13 protein-coding genes and 1 tRNA gene are annotated in these 16,882 nt (G+C 53.9%); 10 read left to right on the top strand and 4 right to left on the bottom strand.

The window, feature by feature from the left end; translation table 11 throughout:
* Nucleotides 1–21: 21 nt before the first annotated feature.
* The 6 genes from rseP to lpxA all read left to right on the top strand — a co-directional run bounded on the left by rseP (nucleotide 22) and on the right by lpxA (nucleotide 6,633).
* Nucleotides 22–1,392 carry an RIP metalloprotease RseP gene (rseP, locus tag IMCC3135_RS25205; protein ID WP_088920109.1) on the top strand — a complete coding sequence of 457 codons (1,371 nt, stop codon included), beginning with the start codon at nucleotides 22–24 and terminating at the stop codon, nucleotides 1,390–1,392.
* Nucleotides 1,389–3,725 (top strand): outer membrane protein assembly factor BamA, encoded by a 2,337-nt coding sequence (gene bamA, locus IMCC3135_RS25200; protein ID WP_157736265.1) that lies wholly within the window; start codon nucleotides 1,389–1,391, stop codon nucleotides 3,723–3,725. Before rseP ends, bamA begins: the two co-directional genes overlap by 4 nt.
* Nucleotides 3,726–3,826: 101 nt before the next feature.
* Complete coding sequence (locus IMCC3135_RS25195; RefSeq protein WP_157736264.1) at nucleotides 3,827–4,360, top strand: OmpH/Skp family outer membrane protein; 534 nt, start codon at nucleotides 3,827–3,829, stop codon at nucleotides 4,358–4,360.
* 21 nt (nucleotides 4,361–4,381) lie between these two features.
* The gene (gene lpxD, locus IMCC3135_RS25190) at nucleotides 4,382–5,395 is read left to right on the top strand and encodes a UDP-3-O-(3-hydroxymyristoyl)glucosamine N-acyltransferase (RefSeq protein WP_088920106.1); all 1,014 of its coding nucleotides are present in this window, start codon (nucleotides 4,382–4,384) and stop codon (nucleotides 5,393–5,395) included.
* A gap of 27 nt (nucleotides 5,396–5,422) precedes the next feature.
* Nucleotides 5,423–5,866: a 3-hydroxyacyl-ACP dehydratase FabZ gene (gene fabZ, locus IMCC3135_RS25185; RefSeq protein WP_088920105.1), complete on the top strand. Its 444-nt coding sequence runs from the start codon at nucleotides 5,423–5,425 to the stop codon at nucleotides 5,864–5,866.
* Entirely contained in the window at nucleotides 5,863–6,633 is a 771-nt protein-coding gene (lpxA, locus tag IMCC3135_RS25180; protein ID WP_088920104.1) for an acyl-ACP--UDP-N-acetylglucosamine O-acyltransferase, read from the top strand. The genes fabZ and lpxA overlap by 4 nt, the downstream gene beginning before the upstream one ends.
* Before the next feature lie 85 nt (nucleotides 6,634–6,718).
* Here lpxA and lpxB read toward each other — a convergent pair whose 3' ends face one another.
* The 3 genes from lpxB to IMCC3135_RS25165 form a co-directional block, all read right to left on the bottom strand.
* Nucleotides 6,719–7,894: a lipid-A-disaccharide synthase gene (gene lpxB, locus IMCC3135_RS25175; protein ID WP_088920103.1), complete on the bottom strand. Its 1,176-nt coding sequence runs from the start codon at nucleotides 7,892–7,894 to the stop codon at nucleotides 6,719–6,721.
* A 34-nt stretch (nucleotides 7,895–7,928) separates the two neighbouring features.
* Nucleotides 7,929–9,419: a M12 family metallopeptidase gene (locus IMCC3135_RS25170; RefSeq protein ID WP_088920102.1), complete on the bottom strand. Its 1,491-nt coding sequence runs from the start codon at nucleotides 9,417–9,419 to the stop codon at nucleotides 7,929–7,931.
* A gap of 381 nt (nucleotides 9,420–9,800) precedes the next feature.
* Nucleotides 9,801–12,656, bottom strand: coding sequence for a family 20 glycosylhydrolase (locus tag IMCC3135_RS25165; protein WP_088920101.1), 2,856 nt, complete (start codon nucleotides 12,654–12,656; stop codon nucleotides 9,801–9,803).
* A 41-nt stretch (nucleotides 12,657–12,697) separates the two neighbouring features.
* On the opposite strand from IMCC3135_RS25165, the gene IMCC3135_RS25160 reads away from it, so the two are divergent.
* Together IMCC3135_RS25160 and IMCC3135_RS25155 are read left to right on the top strand one after the other, a co-directional pair.
* Complete coding sequence (locus IMCC3135_RS25160; protein ID WP_088920100.1) at nucleotides 12,698–13,612, top strand: DMT family transporter; 915 nt, start codon at nucleotides 12,698–12,700, stop codon at nucleotides 13,610–13,612.
* 112 nt (nucleotides 13,613–13,724) lie between these two features.
* Nucleotides 13,725–14,975, top strand: coding sequence for a M20/M25/M40 family metallo-hydrolase (locus tag IMCC3135_RS25155; protein WP_205737707.1), 1,251 nt, complete (start codon nucleotides 13,725–13,727; stop codon nucleotides 14,973–14,975).
* Between the two features lie 81 nt (nucleotides 14,976–15,056).
* Here IMCC3135_RS25155 and IMCC3135_RS25150 read toward each other — a convergent pair.
* Nucleotides 15,057–15,133 (bottom strand) — tRNA-Arg (locus IMCC3135_RS25150).
* Between the two features lie 55 nt (nucleotides 15,134–15,188).
* On the opposite strand from IMCC3135_RS25150, the gene IMCC3135_RS25145 reads away from it, so the two are divergent.
* Together IMCC3135_RS25145 and cobT are read left to right on the top strand one after the other, a co-directional pair.
* A complete protein-coding gene (locus IMCC3135_RS25145; protein ID WP_088920098.1) occupies nucleotides 15,189–15,821 on the top strand; it encodes a PilZ domain-containing protein in 633 nt (210 codons plus the stop codon).
* Between the two features lie 5 nt (nucleotides 15,822–15,826).
* The gene (gene cobT, locus IMCC3135_RS25140; protein WP_088920097.1) at nucleotides 15,827–16,873 is read left to right on the top strand and encodes a nicotinate-nucleotide--dimethylbenzimidazole phosphoribosyltransferase; all 1,047 of its coding nucleotides are present in this window, start codon (nucleotides 15,827–15,829) and stop codon (nucleotides 16,871–16,873) included.
* The last annotated feature ends 9 nt before the right edge of the window (nucleotides 16,874–16,882 follow it).

Below are 16,882 nucleotides of genomic sequence, written 5' to 3'. Positions count from 1 at the left end.
AGCCCCCACAATGATGTTTACATGTTCAGTAACGTAGTCGTCAGCGCGCTGGCTTTCCTGGCAGCATTAGGGCTGCTAATTTCGATACACGAGTACGGTCACTTCTGGGTGGCCCGTCGCGTTGGTATCAAGGTGCTTCGCTATTCCATCGGATTTGGCAAGGCCTTGATCCGGCATACCGGGCGCGTGGACAACACCGAATACGTGTTGGCAGCCATTCCGCTGGGCGGCTACGTCAAGATGCTTGACGAGCGCGAGGGCAGCGTGCCTGTGGGCGAACGCCATCGGGCGTTCAATCAACAGCCTCTATGGGCCCGTAGCGCGGTTGTCATTGCCGGGCCACTTGCCAATTTTCTGCTGGCCATTGTGGCGTACTGGATAGTCATGATGATCGGTATCAGCGGCATAGCGCCGCTGGTCGGTGCGCCCGTTCTGGATTCGGCTGCCGCCAAGGCCGGATTTCAGTACGAGGATCGTATCGTCTCTGTCAACGGACAGAACACGCCAACCTGGACGGATGCCCGCATCGCATTGCTGGAATCCTCCATGAGTGCATCCGGGCCACTGGACATTGAAGTGGAAAGTGCGTCGGGAGAGCAGCTGGTGCGACAGTTACCTGTTTCACAGGCAGACATGCTCAAGTCTGATGGCGATGCCGTGGCCAATCTTGGTTTTCGTATCTGGTGGCCAGAAGTCGATCCGATAATCGGTGAGGTCACACCAGAGGGCGCAGCCGCTGGGGCCGGGCTACTGGCCGGTGATCGGATTCTGTCCATCAATGGTGAGCGCTTGGACAGCTGGCGCTCACTGGTAGAAATCGTACAACCCAGCGCCGGAGTTCAGCTGAACCTTGTGATCGAACGAGGCGGCGAAAATCTGCCATTGCAACTGACTCCCGAAGCCGTACAGGTTGGAAGTGAGACAGTGGGTCGCATTGGTGTCCTGGAAACACAATCTGCCGGGATTGCCGAGAAGGCGCGGGTCGTGGTCAAGCATCCTCCACTGGAAGCCTTTGGTGAGGCTCTTGTCCGGACCTGGGACATGTCAGCTTTGACACTGCGCATGATGGGCAAGCTTTTGCTGGGACAGGCATCTCTGGACAATATCAGCGGCCCCATCAGTATTGCTCAATATGCGGGTCAGTCGGCTAGTACCGGCATTGATCACTACATCAATTTCATTGCCCTGATCAGTATCAGTCTGGCGGTGCTCAATCTGCTGCCCATCCCGATGCTGGATGGAGGACACTTGTTGTTCTTTGCGGCGGAGGCCATTCGGGGTAAACCTCTATCAGAGCGGGTCCAGGTAATGGGTCAGCAAGTAGGTATCGCATTACTGGGTGGGTTGATGTTTCTAGCTTTCTACAACGATCTATGGCGACTGTTCCAATGAGTCGTACTTTCATAACGTCACTGGGTCTTCTGTTCCTGCTCGGTCTGCCGGCCGGCAGTGTCATTGCACAGGAGCCAGTGTCGCGAGTAGATGGAGGCGCCACTAAACCTGGCGGTTTTGTGGTCTCGGACATTGTCATCGAGGGCAACGAAAGAATCGATCTGGGTACCATTCTCAATTATCTGCCCATTCGTAATCGCGATCGTTTCGTGCCGGGTGAGGACAGCGCTCGAGTGCTACGTGCGTTATATGAAACCGGCTTGTTCAGCGATGTGGTTGTCAAACGTCGAGGCACGAACATTCTGGTGGTCAAGGTCGTGGAACGGCCAGCCATTGGCAGTATCAGTATCAACGGCAACAAGAAGATCGATACTGAGGAGCTGACCAAGTCGCTGCGGCAGGCAGATATCGCTCTCGGTCGTGTCTACAACCGATCGATTCTGGAGACCGTTGAGCGCGAACTGCGGCGGGTATATTTCAGTTCCGGAAACTACGGTAGTGAGATCGACATCAATGTCGAGAAGCTGGAGCGAAATCGCGTTGCGCTGGATATCACCATCACCGAAGGTGCAGTCGCCCGTATCGAGCACATCAATATTGTCGGCAACGAATCATTTGATGAAAAGACTCTGCTCAATCTGCTGCAGTCCAGCGAAAAGAAAATCAATCCATTCAGTTCCGCTGACGAGTACTCTCAGGTCAAGCTGGCAGCGGATATCGAGACCTTGCGCTCCTATTATCAGGATCGTGGCTACATTCGTTTTGAAGTCGATTCCACGCAAGTGTCCATTTCTCAGGACAAGCGCGACATTTTCATCGTCATCAATATTCGCGAAGGTGAGCGCTATCGCTTGCGCGGTATTGAACTCGAGGGTGAAGTTGATATCCCCAGAGAAGAGCTGCTATCACTGATAACCGTCAAGGAAGGTGATGTTTTCGCACGTAAGGATATTGTCAGCAGCAGTAACGCCATCAATGATCGCCTGGGTCAGGACGGCTATGCTTTCGCGGATGTGGATGTACTGCCTGATATCAACGATGAATCGCGTGATGTCGGGCTGACTTTTGTCATTTCGCCAGGCAAGCGAGTCTATGTCCGCAGAATTACCTTTACCGGGCAGTACAAGACCCGTGATGAGGTTCTGCGACGTGAGATGCGTCAGTTGGAAGGCAGCCGATTTTCACCTGCACTGGTTAACCGATCACGGATCCGTTTACAGCGTCTGGCGTTCATGCAAGGTGTCAGTATCCGCACGCCGCGAGTACCGGGCACCGACGATCAGGTGGATCTGGAAATAACGGTTCAGGAAGGCCAGTCTGGCTCTTTCAGTGCGGGTCTGGGTTACGGCAGCGATGGTGGTGCAACCGTGAATCTTGCTTTTCAGCAAGACAATCTGTTCGGGACCGGAGAAAGCCTGCAATTCTCGTTCGACAATTCCGATACGGTTCGACAGTTGTCACTGTCGTTTCAGAATCCGTATTTTACTGATGACGGTATCAGCCGGACGGTGGGTGCTTTCATTCGTGAAACTGATACCAGTGACCAGGACTCGACCTCTCGCTATCTGGCCAGCACACGTGGAGCCAGTGTGCGTTTCGGCGTTCCACTGAGCGAATTTTCAACTTTCCGCATCGGCCTGGGGTATGAGCGAACAGAGCTGGGTACGACCACAGAATCTTCGGATGAAGTCGTTAACTTCCTGGAGGAGGAAGGGGACACCTTCAATATCTACGATCTGAATCTGGGTTTTACCTATGACACGCGTAACCGAACCGTCTTTGCAACTGACGGTACCGCGCATCGATTGTCGTTGGAAGCAGCCATTCCCGGCAGTGATTACACCTATTATAAACTGGGTTACAGCTTTGAATTCTTTCAGGCCCTGACCGATCGCTACACCCTGTCCAGCACGCTGCGTGTCGATTCAGGCTATGGTTATGGTGACTTCGATAACCTGCCTTTCTTCAATCGTTATTTCGCTGGCGGCGTTCGCACTCTGCGTGGTTATGACACGGGTAGTCTGGGGCCTAGAGATAGCAAGGATAATGCGGCTGGTGGAGATTACCGAACACTGGGTACTGTGGAAGTCATCTTTCCACCACCGTTTGTCGAAGAGCCTGGTGCTACTCGCCTGAGTCTGTTCACCGATTTTGGCAACGTCTTCGAAGATACGAATGCTTTCGATGTTGATGAATTCAGAGGCTCCTACGGCGTTGCATTTGTCTGGTTGTCGCCTGTCGGACCATTGACATTCAGTCTCTCAAACCCCTATAACGATCAGGAAGGTGATGAGAAACAGCAATTCCAGTTTACAATCGGTTCGATCTTCTAGTGATGATTCGTGAACATTCGCAACGGTCAACCTCATGGGGTCAACCATTGAACAGTACTCGGAAAACCAATCGCCGACCAACAGCTTGTTCGGCGTTGCTCATGATAGTTCTGATGCAAGTGTGGGGAATGCTTGCTGGTATGACGTCGGCCCTGGCAGATGAACAGGGGGCTGCACTTTCTCGCATTGGTTTTGTGGATATCCCCTATCTGATTGATCGGGCTCCACAGGCTCTGGAAGCAGAGCAACGACTGGAAACCGAGTTTGCCCCGCGTCAGTCTGAGCTGGAGTTGCAGCGTGCACAGCTGGCCGAGCTCACTGCGCGTCTGGCGGACGCTTCGCTGGAGCTGCAGGAAGTAGAAATCACGCAGTTGGACCGGGAAACACGAGGTCTGGAACGACGCATCAAGCGTAACGAGCAGGATTTTCGCGAAGAACTGAACATCCAGAAAAACAATGAGTTCAAGAACGTGCGAATACTCGTTCTCGAAGCTATTGCCCAATTCGGCAAGCAGCAGGACTACGATCTGATTGTCAGCGATGGCGTGCTATTCGCCAACAAGCGAATTGATGTCACTGAGCGTATTCTCGAATCTCTGGTGCGTGAAAATTCTCGCCTGAAATCCGCTAACTGAAACTCGAATTCTGGAAAGGCTATGAACCTGGACGACTTGGCCAAGGCTTTGAAGGTCAAGCTCTGTGGCGATGCCACAAAGACGATCACCGGGCTTGCGCCTGTTGATACCGCAGGTGAAAACGATCTGGCCTTCGTGGTCAGTGCCAAGTACAAAAGTGCCTTGCAGGCGACTCGTGCAGGGGCTGTTATCGTTCCTGCGGCCCTGAGCGAACTTGCGCCGGGTAATTGTCTTGTCAGTACCGACCCCTACGCCAGTTACGCTCAGGCTTCATGGTTGCTGAAACCCTCTAAACCGGCACTGCCTGGTATGCACAAAAGTGCAGTCGTTGATGAATCAGCTCAAATTTCGAGCACGGCTCATATTGGTCCGGGTGTGGTTATCGGTGCCAATACCACGATAGGTGAACATGTCGTTATCAATGCTGGCTGCTGTCTGGGATCTGATGTCCATATTGCCGCAGGCTGCTTTTTGTTTGCCAATGTAACGCTGTATGACAACGTACAGCTCGGGCAACACTGCCGGATCCAGTCTGGTGCGGTGCTGGGTAGCGAAGGCTTTGGCTATGCCTGGACGTCCGGAGGATGGTCCCAGATACAGCAAACCGGTGGTGTCCGAGTGGGCGAGCGCGTTCATGTGGGGGCTAATACAACGATTGATTGTGGTGCCATTGATCCCACAGTCATTGCTGATGGCGTTATTCTCGATAATCAGATTCAGATAGCGCATAACGTGCAAATCGGGGAAAATACGGCAATAGCAGGTTGTACGGGTATTGCCGGCAGTACCCGTATAGGTCACCATTGCCAAATTGGTGGTGCTTGCAATATTGTTGGTCATATCGTGATTGCTGATCACGTGGTGGTCAACGCCTCTTCACTGGTGTCACGCTCCATCGAGCAGGCTGGCCGCTATGGTTCTGGTATGCCTTTGCTGCCGGAGCAGGCGTGGCGCCGCAGTTTTGTTACTCTAGGCAAGCTCGACCAACTGATCCGGCGCATCCGCAAGTTGGAACGTCAGGACAGCGCTGATTGACCTCGCTCAAACTGGATGCCTTAAGCTGTGGATGATATTCGTGAAATACTGAAGTACCTGCCGCATCGTTACCCCTTTCTCATGGTTGACAGGGTCACTGACTTTGAAGCAAACAAATCGCTCAAAGCTCTGAAAAACGTCACCTATAACGAACCGATCTTCACGGGTCACTTTCCGCAATCTCCCATTTTTCCAGGCGTTCTTATTCTGGAAGCATTGGCTCAGGCTTCAGCATTGCTGGCCTTCAAGAGCATGGGCGGATATCCCAGTGAGAAAACCCTGTACCTGCTGGTTGGCATCGACAAGGCCCGTTTCAAGCATCAAGTCATTCCCGGAGACCAGCTTACCTTCGAGGTGACTGTGCTCAAGGAAAAGCGCGGCATCTGGAAGTTTGAAGCCAAAGCTCATGTAGGGGATGTTCTGGCCTGTTCCGCTGAAGTGCTCATCGCAAAGAACGAGATCGACGAGTGATCCATCCCACGGCCATAATCGACCCTTCTGCGAAAATCGCTGACGACTGCGAGATCGGAGCCTATTCCATTGTGGGTCCTGATGTGAGCATCGGGCGAGGTACCAGTATCGGCCCGCATGTCGTCCTGAAAGGGCCTACGACCATCGGTACCGAGAACCGTATATTTCAGTTTGCTTCGATCGGTGAGGATCCTCAGGATCTGAAGTACGATGGCGAACACACCGAACTTCACATCGGTAACAACAACACCATTCGCGAATTCACGACTATCAATCGTGGGACCGAAGGTGGTGGTGGTGAGACACGCATCGGTGATCACAACTTGTTCATGGCCTATATTCATGTGGCCCACGATTGCATCATCGGCGATCATATCGTCATGGCTAACGGTGCATCGCTTGCCGGTCATGTCACTGTGAATGATTATGCCATTCTGGCGGGTTTTGCCTGTGTTCACCAATTTTGCGAGATTGGCGAACATGCTTTCGTTGGCCTCAACTCAGTGGCCAATCGGGATGTCGCACCCTTCACTATGGCTGTGGGTAACTACGCAACCGGGAAAGGCATCAACAAGAATGGTCTGCGACGTCGCGAGTTCAGTGAGGAGGCTATCCGTGCATTGCACCGTGCCTATATGGTCCTGCTCAGGAATCACGGCGAGCGTGAAAAATCCATTGCCCTGCTGGCAGAGGATGCAGCAAAGCACAAGGAAGTGGCGCGCTTGATCTCTTTCGTAGAGAACAGCCAGCGTGGTGTCGTTCGATAGTAAAACCAGGTCAAGGATTGCTCTGCGTCAAGGCGTACAGGCTCTCTTCGAGCCTCTTTGCCTTTGTTGGCCCCTGCCAGAGCGGTTAGACAGGCACTGCGACCCGCTCAGGTCGGGTTAATTGCAGGATTAGCTCGGCAACGCGCGTAGAGGCCCCTTCATCTCCCATCAATTCCTTCAGACGACTGAATTCTGTGTGCATCTGCTGGCGGCGTTGATCGTCATGCATCAGTGAGAGTACATCGCTGGCCATGGCCTCAGGTGTTGCTTCGTGTTGCACATACTCGGGGACAATACGTTTGCCAGCAACAATGTTGACTAGTGAAATATCCGGAATCTTGATAAGGCGTTTCATGATCGCGTAATTGATCTGGTTGATGATATACATCACCACCAGAGGGGTTCCCACCATGGCTGTCTCAAGTGTTGCAGTACCCGATGCAACCAGCGCCACATCAGCTGCACGCATGGCATGTCGGGAGTCGCCAGTGACCACGCTCAACGAAGCTATGTCGCTTTGGCCGATCGTCTCGTTGATGAAACTGGCAGACAGGGTGGGTGCAACCGGCAGCAGAAACTGGCAATCAGGAACTTGCCTGGCGATGATGCTGGCGGTGGCCAGCATGGCAGGCAGGTTGCGCATGATTTCCCCTGTGCGACTGCCAGGCAGTAAGGTCACAACCGGCTTGTCAGTCTGCAAATTGAAATGTTGGCGTGCCTCCTGAATGGTGAAGGCCGAGACAGCGTCTGCGACAACCGGGTTGCCAACATAGGTGACCGGTACACCAGCCTGCTGGTAGATTTCCACCTCAAATGGAAACAGGACAGCCATATGTGACACCAGTTTGCTGATCCGTTCGACGCGGCCAGCTCGCCAGGCCCAGACTTTGGGGCTAATGTAGAAAAGCACCGGTATGCCGAGTGATTTGGCAGTCTGTGCAAGTTTCAGGTTGAAGTCCGGATAATCAACGATTACCAGTATGTCTGGCATGCGTTGACGCATTGTCTCGCGAAGCAGTGCCAATCGCTTCATGAAACGCGGGTAGTTGATCAGCACATCAACGATGCCAATAACCGCAAGATCTCGACAATCAACGATCAGTTCAACGCCGACCTTTTGCAGGGCATCGGCTCCCATGCCGAAACAGGTGGCCTGCACCGCCTGGTCTCTCAACGCTTCAATGGCGTGGGCGGCATGAGCGTCGCCGGAGGCTTCTCCGGCAGACACCATGACTGATAAGGTTTTGCTTGCTGTCATCATGCACTGTCAGTGGTGAATGATGGGCATGTTACCGCTATTGGGCGATATGCGCCCGGTAGCGTCTCCAGCCGAGTAAACCCAGAGCGAGCAGCAGCAGGCTGCCATTATCTGATCCACCTGAAGAGGCGTCATTGCTGACAACATTACTTGTCTGTGCAGACGCTATGACCGGCGGTGGCGATGTTGTGCTTTCGGTATCCTGATCGCCAGAGGTGGTCTCGGAAGAGTCAGTCACGACATTCTGTGCGCTGTCGTCCGCCGGTTCTTTACTCAGGGTGCCATCATCGTTGTAATGATTGTTGTCAAGGGCAGGGTCATAAGTGCGCGCTGTCAGAAGCATCATGACATCGTCGACAGTCGCATCGCCCGCGTCGACTTGCACCGTAAAACGGGATTCAGAAAATTCGCTCAGTGTCGGTCGAGTGCAACGAAGCTCGGTGTCATAGTCCAGGCACTCCCAGCCGCTGTCTGATGAGACACTTTGCCAGATCGCATCATCAGTGACCTTCACGACCAGCTGCAGCTCATGGGCGCCCAGCTTGCCTTGATTCAGTACGGTAATACCCAACTCCAGGATGTCGCCTGAACCTGAATCATTGGGCGGTAGCAGTGCAAGATCGGTTTGATACATCTGATCAACGGACAGTGCATCGATATCGCTTAGCGCAACGCGTTGACCTATTTCGATACCGGCGGGAACGATGATCGTAGGTGAGCTTGAGATGCTGAAAAAATACTCGCCATAATGCATGATGGAGCCAAAATCATAATCGCCGTAATTCTGCGTACCGGCATTCTGTACAGTGAAGTTGATATCCTTGCCTTCAATGATCTGGCTCCAGTCAACACCGATATAGTTGTCACGATCAGAGCGGGTGTGTTCATGAAACAGTCCCAGAGCATGCCCGATCTCATGAATGATGCTTCCCTGAGTACAGCCATCGGACACCATGATTGATTGCTCTCCACCCTGCATGCCCACATAGGATGCACAGCTGTTGCTGTTGTCAAAACGCAGGTAGCTAGGGTACTGATCCGCGTTCTCATCAGTGCGCTCTACAAACGTGATTCCTGTGTTCTCCATCCAGTGCTGGATGGCAAACTCGATATTGACTTGTTGTAACTCCGAGTTCTGGGTCGGGGCAAGGTAGGGCACGATACCGTCTGGCCAGCGACCGAAGGCATCGTTTCTCGCTAGTCCACGAGAGCGCGTTCCCTGGGGAATAGAGCCTGTTTCGTCAACTGTTCCCAGCAGAATATCGCCTTCGAAGATGGCCAGGCCTTGAATGATTGCGTAGTCGAAGCCGCCAGTTGATCCATGGGTAGGCAGCGAATCGGTGAAATCATTCAGTAGGGCAGGGTCTGCATTGAATAGCTCCGGATCATCAGCTCTGGCGCAGCCTGCCAGCACCAGAATGGTTGCACAGCAAAGTGTGCTCAGAGTTCGTGACGCTGTGGGTGGTCCACTGGAGGGGCGCTGATCAAGCGAGCGCACAGGGATCCGTTGATAAATAGGTAGGCACATGGGCTCGACTCACTTTGTTATTATTTTTATGTGTGACGTACGGGCCGAGTCAAAATGTTGCGCCTGACATGCAGGCTCCTGATTCGACCATCTATACCTGTATCGGTACTTGCGACGATCCTTGAATGCCAGTCGGTTCAAAGGTGCGGGCAATTGGCATTCAAATCAGGACGTACTTGGCAACCTGCGAAGTAACTGTCGATGAGTTCGCAGAAGCCTGGTTACAAACTGTTAATCGTGCAACCTCCCACTTTTACCGACGGCCGATCGCAGGCGAGTAAATGGGGGTGTGGGTCTTGTTCAGAAGGTGAAAACGGTGATCAGAGGACCGCCCCCTGAAATCGAAGAGGCGGTCCATTGCTTGCAGTGCCTGGAAGAAGCTTACTGAGTCAGTGTTTCAGTACGTCCGATCCGTTGACCATCAGCCGAACGGGCGCGGATGGCAACAACACCATTGGCGGAAGCGCCCGCCTCATATGGCAGGAAGCTGGTTCCGTCAGTTGAGTACTCAAGCGGAAGTCCAGGCAAATCGCTGTTCATTGACAGTTGTCCAGCAGCCGTACTGGCACCGGGTACTGATATGCGATATTGAATACCCGCCGCATCAAGCTTGCTTAATTCCTTCTCGGCCAGGGCCGCAGCAAAGCTTGCGTAGTCTTCGTTCAGAGCGTTCTTGTCAACCAGGTTGGTGTCGCCAGAAAAAGTCTGTCCGGGCGCGTAGTCAAGCTCCCATGAGCCTTTTGACCAGGCACGTTCGGCCAGGGCAATCACACGTGGAAACAGCATGTAATCGAACTGTTCCGGTGTACGGACAGTTTCGCTCCACAATTGTCCTTGCATGCCAAGAAATGCCGGGCTGTTGGTTTCTCCGGTTGCTGACCAGCTCAGGCCTTCCCGATTGACTGATGTTTCAGCATTCTGGGGCAGGTTCTCTGGGGCAAATCCAAATACCTTGCGGGTATCGGTGTAGCGAGTAGCCCAGTAATAGCCACGTTCTTCAGGGTTCACTTCCTGAGGAAAATCGAAGTACAGAAAATCGGGAACCGAGACAACCGTCTCATAGCCGCGGTTGGCGAATTCATTGATATTCTTGTAGCCCGCATCGGTTGCAATACGTTCCCAGTAGCCGACGCCGGCACGTTGGGTCGCCAGGTCACCGGCGTCAAGTTCGTCATAGATATCCTGATAGGCGTACATGGCAGGAATACCGGCATCATTGACAAGTTTGGCGACTTCCTTGACGAAGTAGGGTTGCAGCACTTCACGTGACTGGATACCCGCATTTTCAGCGATGAGGCTGTTACAGGCCGGGGAGTTTTCCCATGGAAATTCCCAGTCACTTCGAGTGATATCACCGCGGTAGGAGACCTTGTCGCTGGCATTTACATCCTGAAACCCGCCGCCTGTGAAAACGTTGCGTGCTTCATCACCGCCCATGTGGAAGATGTCGAGGGTGACGCCAGCTTCGTCATACATGGCTTTTACGTCGTTGATGACGGTGCCAATAAAGGCGTAAGTGCCCGGAATACACGGATTCAGGATGCCATCATCATAGTGCTGGATGGTCAGATAACGAGAAGTGTCGGCCGGATCATCAACGCGGACGTTGATGTCATCGGCGTCGCCCAGATTTACAGCGCGTGCACGCATTGCCACAACGGCAGCGCGGGCATGAGCCGGCATGTCAAATTCAGGAATGATGTCAATCTTGCGGGCGGCCGCATAGCGAAGTAATGAGACGAACTGGTCGCTGGTATAAAAGCCGCTGCCCTGATTGTCACTTCCGGGGCCTGATCCGAGTTGCGGCATCAGGCTGGCGGCTTCAGAGACATTGCCTTCGCCGTCAAGAGCAAACGCTCGACGACCGCCGACACTGGTCAGTTCCGGCAAGGATGGGATATCCAGACGCCAGCCTTCATCATCACTCAGGTGGATGTGCAGTTTATTCAGTTTGTAGGCTGCCATCTGATCCATCAGTGATTCCAGAGATTCAACTGAGTGGAAATTACGTGCTACATCCACATGCATGCCACGGAAGGTGAAACGGGGTGCATCCTGAACACTGAGTACAGGGATGGTGCCAAGGCCAGGTTGTACCAACGCGAGCAAGGACTGGGCTCCATTGAACAGGGCGGTTTCATCGGCTCCTGAAATGGCGATGCCGGCAGCTGTAACATCAAGCGTGTAGCTGTTGACAGCAAGAGAGGCATCGATGGTGGCGCTGAGCGCTGTACCGGCTGCGGTGCTCATGAACTGAGTCTGGCGTGCCTGCAATGCGGCGACCGATTCGGCTGACAAGTCGGTGCCTGCAAAGGAGAAACCGCTACCGATATCCAGCGCACCTGTACCAACGACCACACTTTCAGGCCGAGGGATGATGCGAGACTGGATTTCCAGGGCTGTCAGGTTTGAGGCGGCAGATTCGACATCGGCATTCGCCTCAAAGCGCGTGCTGGCGGAAGCAATGGGTGTGGGCTCGCCATTGTAGGACTTTGCATTGTCGCCGCTAATGGCAACCGAATAGCCTGACTCGTCAGTATCGTCATCGGTGTTGTTGATCATGGTAACCGTGCCATCATCACTGACCAGCCAGTAGCGCGGCATGAAGTCAGATTCGATCAGGTGATTGAACTCTGTGACCAGGCCGATAGTTTTGACGCTACCATCAAAACCTGTAAAGGCTTCTGTGGGTTCCAGGTAGTTGAGATCACCGTTGACCAGGGATACGCTGAACTCGTCACTATCAACACGCAGAATGCGACGGATGCTGTGAAAATACAGCTTCCAGTTGCCATCGTTCAGCACGCCGGCGGCATCCTTGATGTGTAGATTGGTCACGCTGCACGAGCTGTATTCGGCGGCAAGCTGGCTACAGCTGGTCCCGCTGCCCGAAGGGAATGCGTCTCCGCCATGATTCTCGATCACCTCGTAGACGACTGCCAGGTTGTCGGGTAAGGCTTCTGCCTTGGCACGCCCGATATCTGAGTACAACGCCGTGGTGGCAGGATTGACTGAATTCTGCGGTAGTGGCTTGCCCGCGTGACTCAGGGCAGAGGTGTCGGTTGAGGGTGTCGGACTGGTTGGATCTGTCGGATTAGTTGTGCCGCCATTACCGTCAGGTGTGCTGGAGTCTGAGCTCCCGCAGCCGGCTGCCAGAACTGCTGAGAACAGCAGTGCGGTAGGTAGTTTCAGGGAATTTTTTTTCATCATGATGTGGCGGTGGGATAGTACTGGCATTATGCCTGTCCAATCCGTGATTTTCGAGTTGACGCCCTACCTTGCAAGAGCTTAATGAACACCGTCTCCGAAAACCGCTGGTTCAGGATCATATTCGCTTGCTGGGTGCGGCCGCCATATGGGGAGGCTCGTTTCTTCTTAACGAGATCGCGCTGGTTGATTTTTCGCCTGTTGCGATTGCTGCTTACAGGATTGTTGTCGCTGCAATAATTATCTGTCTGATTTGCCGCTGGTTGGGGTTGGGAGTGAATCTGACCCGGCGTACGCTCATTCTGCTGGGTGGCATCGGTCTTCTCAACAGCGCAATACCGTTCACCTTGATCGGCTGGGGGCAATTGCGAATTGATAGTGCGACAACCGCCATTTTGCTTGCCTCTTCACCTTTTGCAACCTTGCTTTTTTCGCATTTCATGACAAGTGATGACCGGTTTACATGGCAGAAGTTCATGGGGTTGTTGTTGGGATTCTCGGGTGTCATTGTATTGCTGGGCCACGGTTTGTTACAGGGCAGTGGCAGTATTTCGGGCATGCTTGCGGTCGTTCTGGCAGCTTGCTGCTATTCGATGTCGTCGTTGCTGATTCGTCAATTGACCGGTATGCCGATTCTGGTGTTGGTGGCTGGTACCCTGGTAGCAGCCTGTATTGTGCTGGTGCCTGTATTGCTGGTACTGCACCCGCCCTGGCAGCAGGTCTGGCATTCGGACACCCTCAGCGCGCTGTTGGTGCTGGCGCTGGGGCCTACCGCCGTTGCCTATGTGCTGCGCGCCCAGATCGTACAGATAAACGGGGCGGTCTATATGTCGAATGTGGGGTATCTGATTCCTTTGTTTGCCATGCTCTGGGGCTGGATTTTTCTGTCTCAGCAGCCGACAGTTGCCATGTGGATCGCCTTGTCGCTGATTCTTGCAGGCATTGCGGTGGGGCAACGCAGTAAAACCCCTCGGCAGACGGGTTGACCGGGCCGACAAGGTATTTGATACGCCACAACTTATTCCAGGGGTTTGTCGCTAGGTATACTGGCCCCATACTGTTAGAACTCCCAATCAGAAATCAGAAATCTCAAATAACATGCCTAAAGCCAAACCTTGGTTGCAACCTATGCCGGATGATCAGTTTGAGATCATGCGGGACATTATCAAAGCTCCCAGCCCGGTCGGGCTCGAGTCGGCAATGACGTTAGGGGTTCTCAAGCCCTATTTCGACAGTTTCATGCCGGATAGCTGGGCGATGCATCAGTTTGTCGGCAACGCGGGAGTCGTCTGGGATTCGCATCCCGGCGAGGATGAGCGATTCAGCGTCATGCTGGTTGGACATGCAGACAAGATTCGCATGCAGGTACGAAAAATCGGTAGCGATGGCAAGATCTATATCAATAGTGATTCATTCCTGCCTTGCACCTTGCTGGGTCACGAAGTAACAGTATTCAGTGAAAATCCTGATACTCCGGGTGAGTACCGTTCTTTGACGGGAGGCACTATCGAAGCCATGGGCGCCATTCACTTCTCGGACCCGGCGCAACGCACTGGCGACAAGGGTATTCGGCCAAATTCTCTGTATCTGGATCTACAGATTCACGGTGAAAACAAGGCTGATCAGATCAAGCGACTGGGATTGCAGCCAGGTGATCCGATCTTGCTGAACCGACCCATCAAGCGAGGTTTCAGCCCGGATACTTTTTACGGCGCCTATCTGGATAACGGATTGGGATGCTTTGTGACGGCTGAAGTAGCCCGATTAGTGGCAGAAGCCGGTGGTACCAAGAAAATTCGAGTGCTGTATGCCATTGCATCGCATGAAGAAATCGGTCGATTTGGTAGTCGCGTGATCGCCGGAGAAATGGCGCCAGATGTGTTGATTGCGATTGATGTCAACCATGACTACGTCGCGGCTCCCGGTATCGGTGATCGCAACATGCAGCCGCTGGAAATGGGTAAGGGCTTCACATTGACGACCGGAGCCATTGTCAGTGAACAGTTGAATGCCCGCATCAAGAAGGCCGCTGCCAAAGAGGGAATACCGGTGCAAATTGACGTCAGTGGTCGCGACACGGGTACGGATGGCATGGCATCGGTACTGGCCAGTGTCGACAGTGCGGCAACCTCAGTCGGTTTCCCGACGCGCAATATGCACACTATTTCCGAATCTGGACATACCGGCGATGTGTTGGCAGCGATTCATGCGCTGAAGGCAACTTTGCTGGCCATGGACAAGGAAAAGAATCTGGATCAGGCCTTCAGAACCTCACATCCACGACTCGACCAGACTGAAACCATTTCACATCAGGGTTTCGAGAAGCTGGAAAAGAAGAAGACCAAATAGGTCAGTATCATTCATAACGGCGGACTGCCCGATCAAGGGCAGGAAGCTGTCAGCAAATTGTTCTGCCAGAGGTGCCGTGCATGGTGTCCCGGGAGGGATTCGAACCCCCGACCTGCCCCTTAGGAGGGGGCCGCTCTATCCATCTGAGCTACCGGGACGGCAGGCACAGCACAGCAGTATAGCGAAAACCAGACATCAAAGGATGTACCCGGGATGTTCCGAGTTATTGGCAACAGCTTGAATCTTGCCGACAGCGATCCTTCAACACAGGTAGTCAACATGACAGATCAGGTAGAAACACCACCGCGGACCTCGCCCGAGAGGCGACAATACCTGCGAGTTCAGGATGCCGTTGGTCTGCAGGTGCAGCGTCTGGCCGATATGCCGGCGGCTGGGCAGCCAGTCCCCAGCTCGGCACGGGTGCCGGTACGCAAGCGTGACAAGTACGATATCAAGGGTTACGCCGTTGTCCGAAGTGACTACCCCGACGTTGCCAGTTATATTGATAATCTGGAGGAGCGCATCCGGGAACTGTTGCTGGGTGGGGAACCTGCTTCTGCCAAACCCACTCACAAGGTGAGCCTGTCCGCCGGTGGTTTGCGGTTCTCGGACCGTACTTTGTTGCAACCTGGCGAAATGGTCGGCATCACATTGACACTGTTTCCCAGTGGTCGTCGAATTGGTACCGATGCCGTGATCATGTCCGGTAATGACGCGCCAGAAGTCGCCCGAGGCGATGAGCCTACTTATCGCGCCCAGTTCGTACGCATGAGCGATGCTGATCGTGATGCGGTGGATGAACATGTCAGGAGATTGCTGGGCATGCGAGTAACGTTTGAGGATTAAAAGACGTGTTGAATTTTCAAGGTGAAACAGCTGATACTGTTTCAGATATATCAGCCGATGCTCGCAAGCGGCTGGATAACAAGACAAAACCACCGGGCTCTCTGGGACAGATTGAGGCCGTAGCCGTGCAGCTGGCTACCGTGCAAGGGAGCGTGGTGCCCGTGGTTGATCCGGCTCGTATCATTGTTTTTGCTGCCGATCACGGCATTACTGCGGCAGGGGTCAGTGCCTACCCGGCGGAGGTCACTGCGCAGATGATGGCGAACTTTGCCAGTGGTGGTGCCGCTGTTTGCGTCCTGGGGGCTGCGGCGGGAGCGTCTCTGGAAGTGATTGATGTGGGTGTGAATGCAGATCTTGAACAGCTGACGGGAGTTGTACACGCCAAAGTACGTGCTGGTAGCCGGAATCTGCTTGAGGAAGCTGCCATGACACACGAAGAGCTTGATAGTGCTCTGCAGGTGGGGCGCGAAGCGGTGGTACGCGCCGTCGAGGCGGGTCAGAAATGTCTGGGGCTGGGTGAGATGGGTATCGGCAATACCACCTCTGCTGCCATCCTCACAGGCTTGATGTGCGGAGCCAGCGCAACAGAGGTGACAGGGCGAGGTACGGGCCTGAATAATTCGCAATTGTCGCTCAAGCAGCGAGTGGTTGCCGATGCCATGCAACGCCATGCTCTGCTGGCTGACGACCCGTTGGAATGCTTGCGCAATGCCGGTGGGTTGGAGATTGCAGCCCTGGTCGGGGCGATGCTGGAAGCTCCGGCACACCGTCTACCGGTGCTTGTGGACGGCTTTATCGTGACATCGGCGGCGTTGATAGCTTGTCGGCTCAAGCCCTCTGTACGTGATGTGCTGTTCTTTGCTCACCAATCGGCCGAAACAGGCCATGCTCTGGCGCTCAGGCAGTTGGCTGCGCAGCCTTTGTTGCAGCTGGATATGCGTTTGGGCGAAGGTTCGGCAACCGCACTTGCCTTGCCGCTGCTACGAGGTGCTGCCGCCGTGTTATGCGATATGGCAAGCTTTGCCGATGCAGGTGTTTCCACGGCCGAATGAGCATTAGTC

The sequence above is a fragment of the Granulosicoccus antarcticus IMCC3135 genome (genome assembly GCF_002215215.1).
Taxonomy (GTDB): domain Bacteria; phylum Pseudomonadota; class Gammaproteobacteria; order Granulosicoccales; family Granulosicoccaceae; genus Granulosicoccus; species Granulosicoccus antarcticus.
This window is presented reverse-complemented; position numbering and strand designations above follow the sequence as displayed.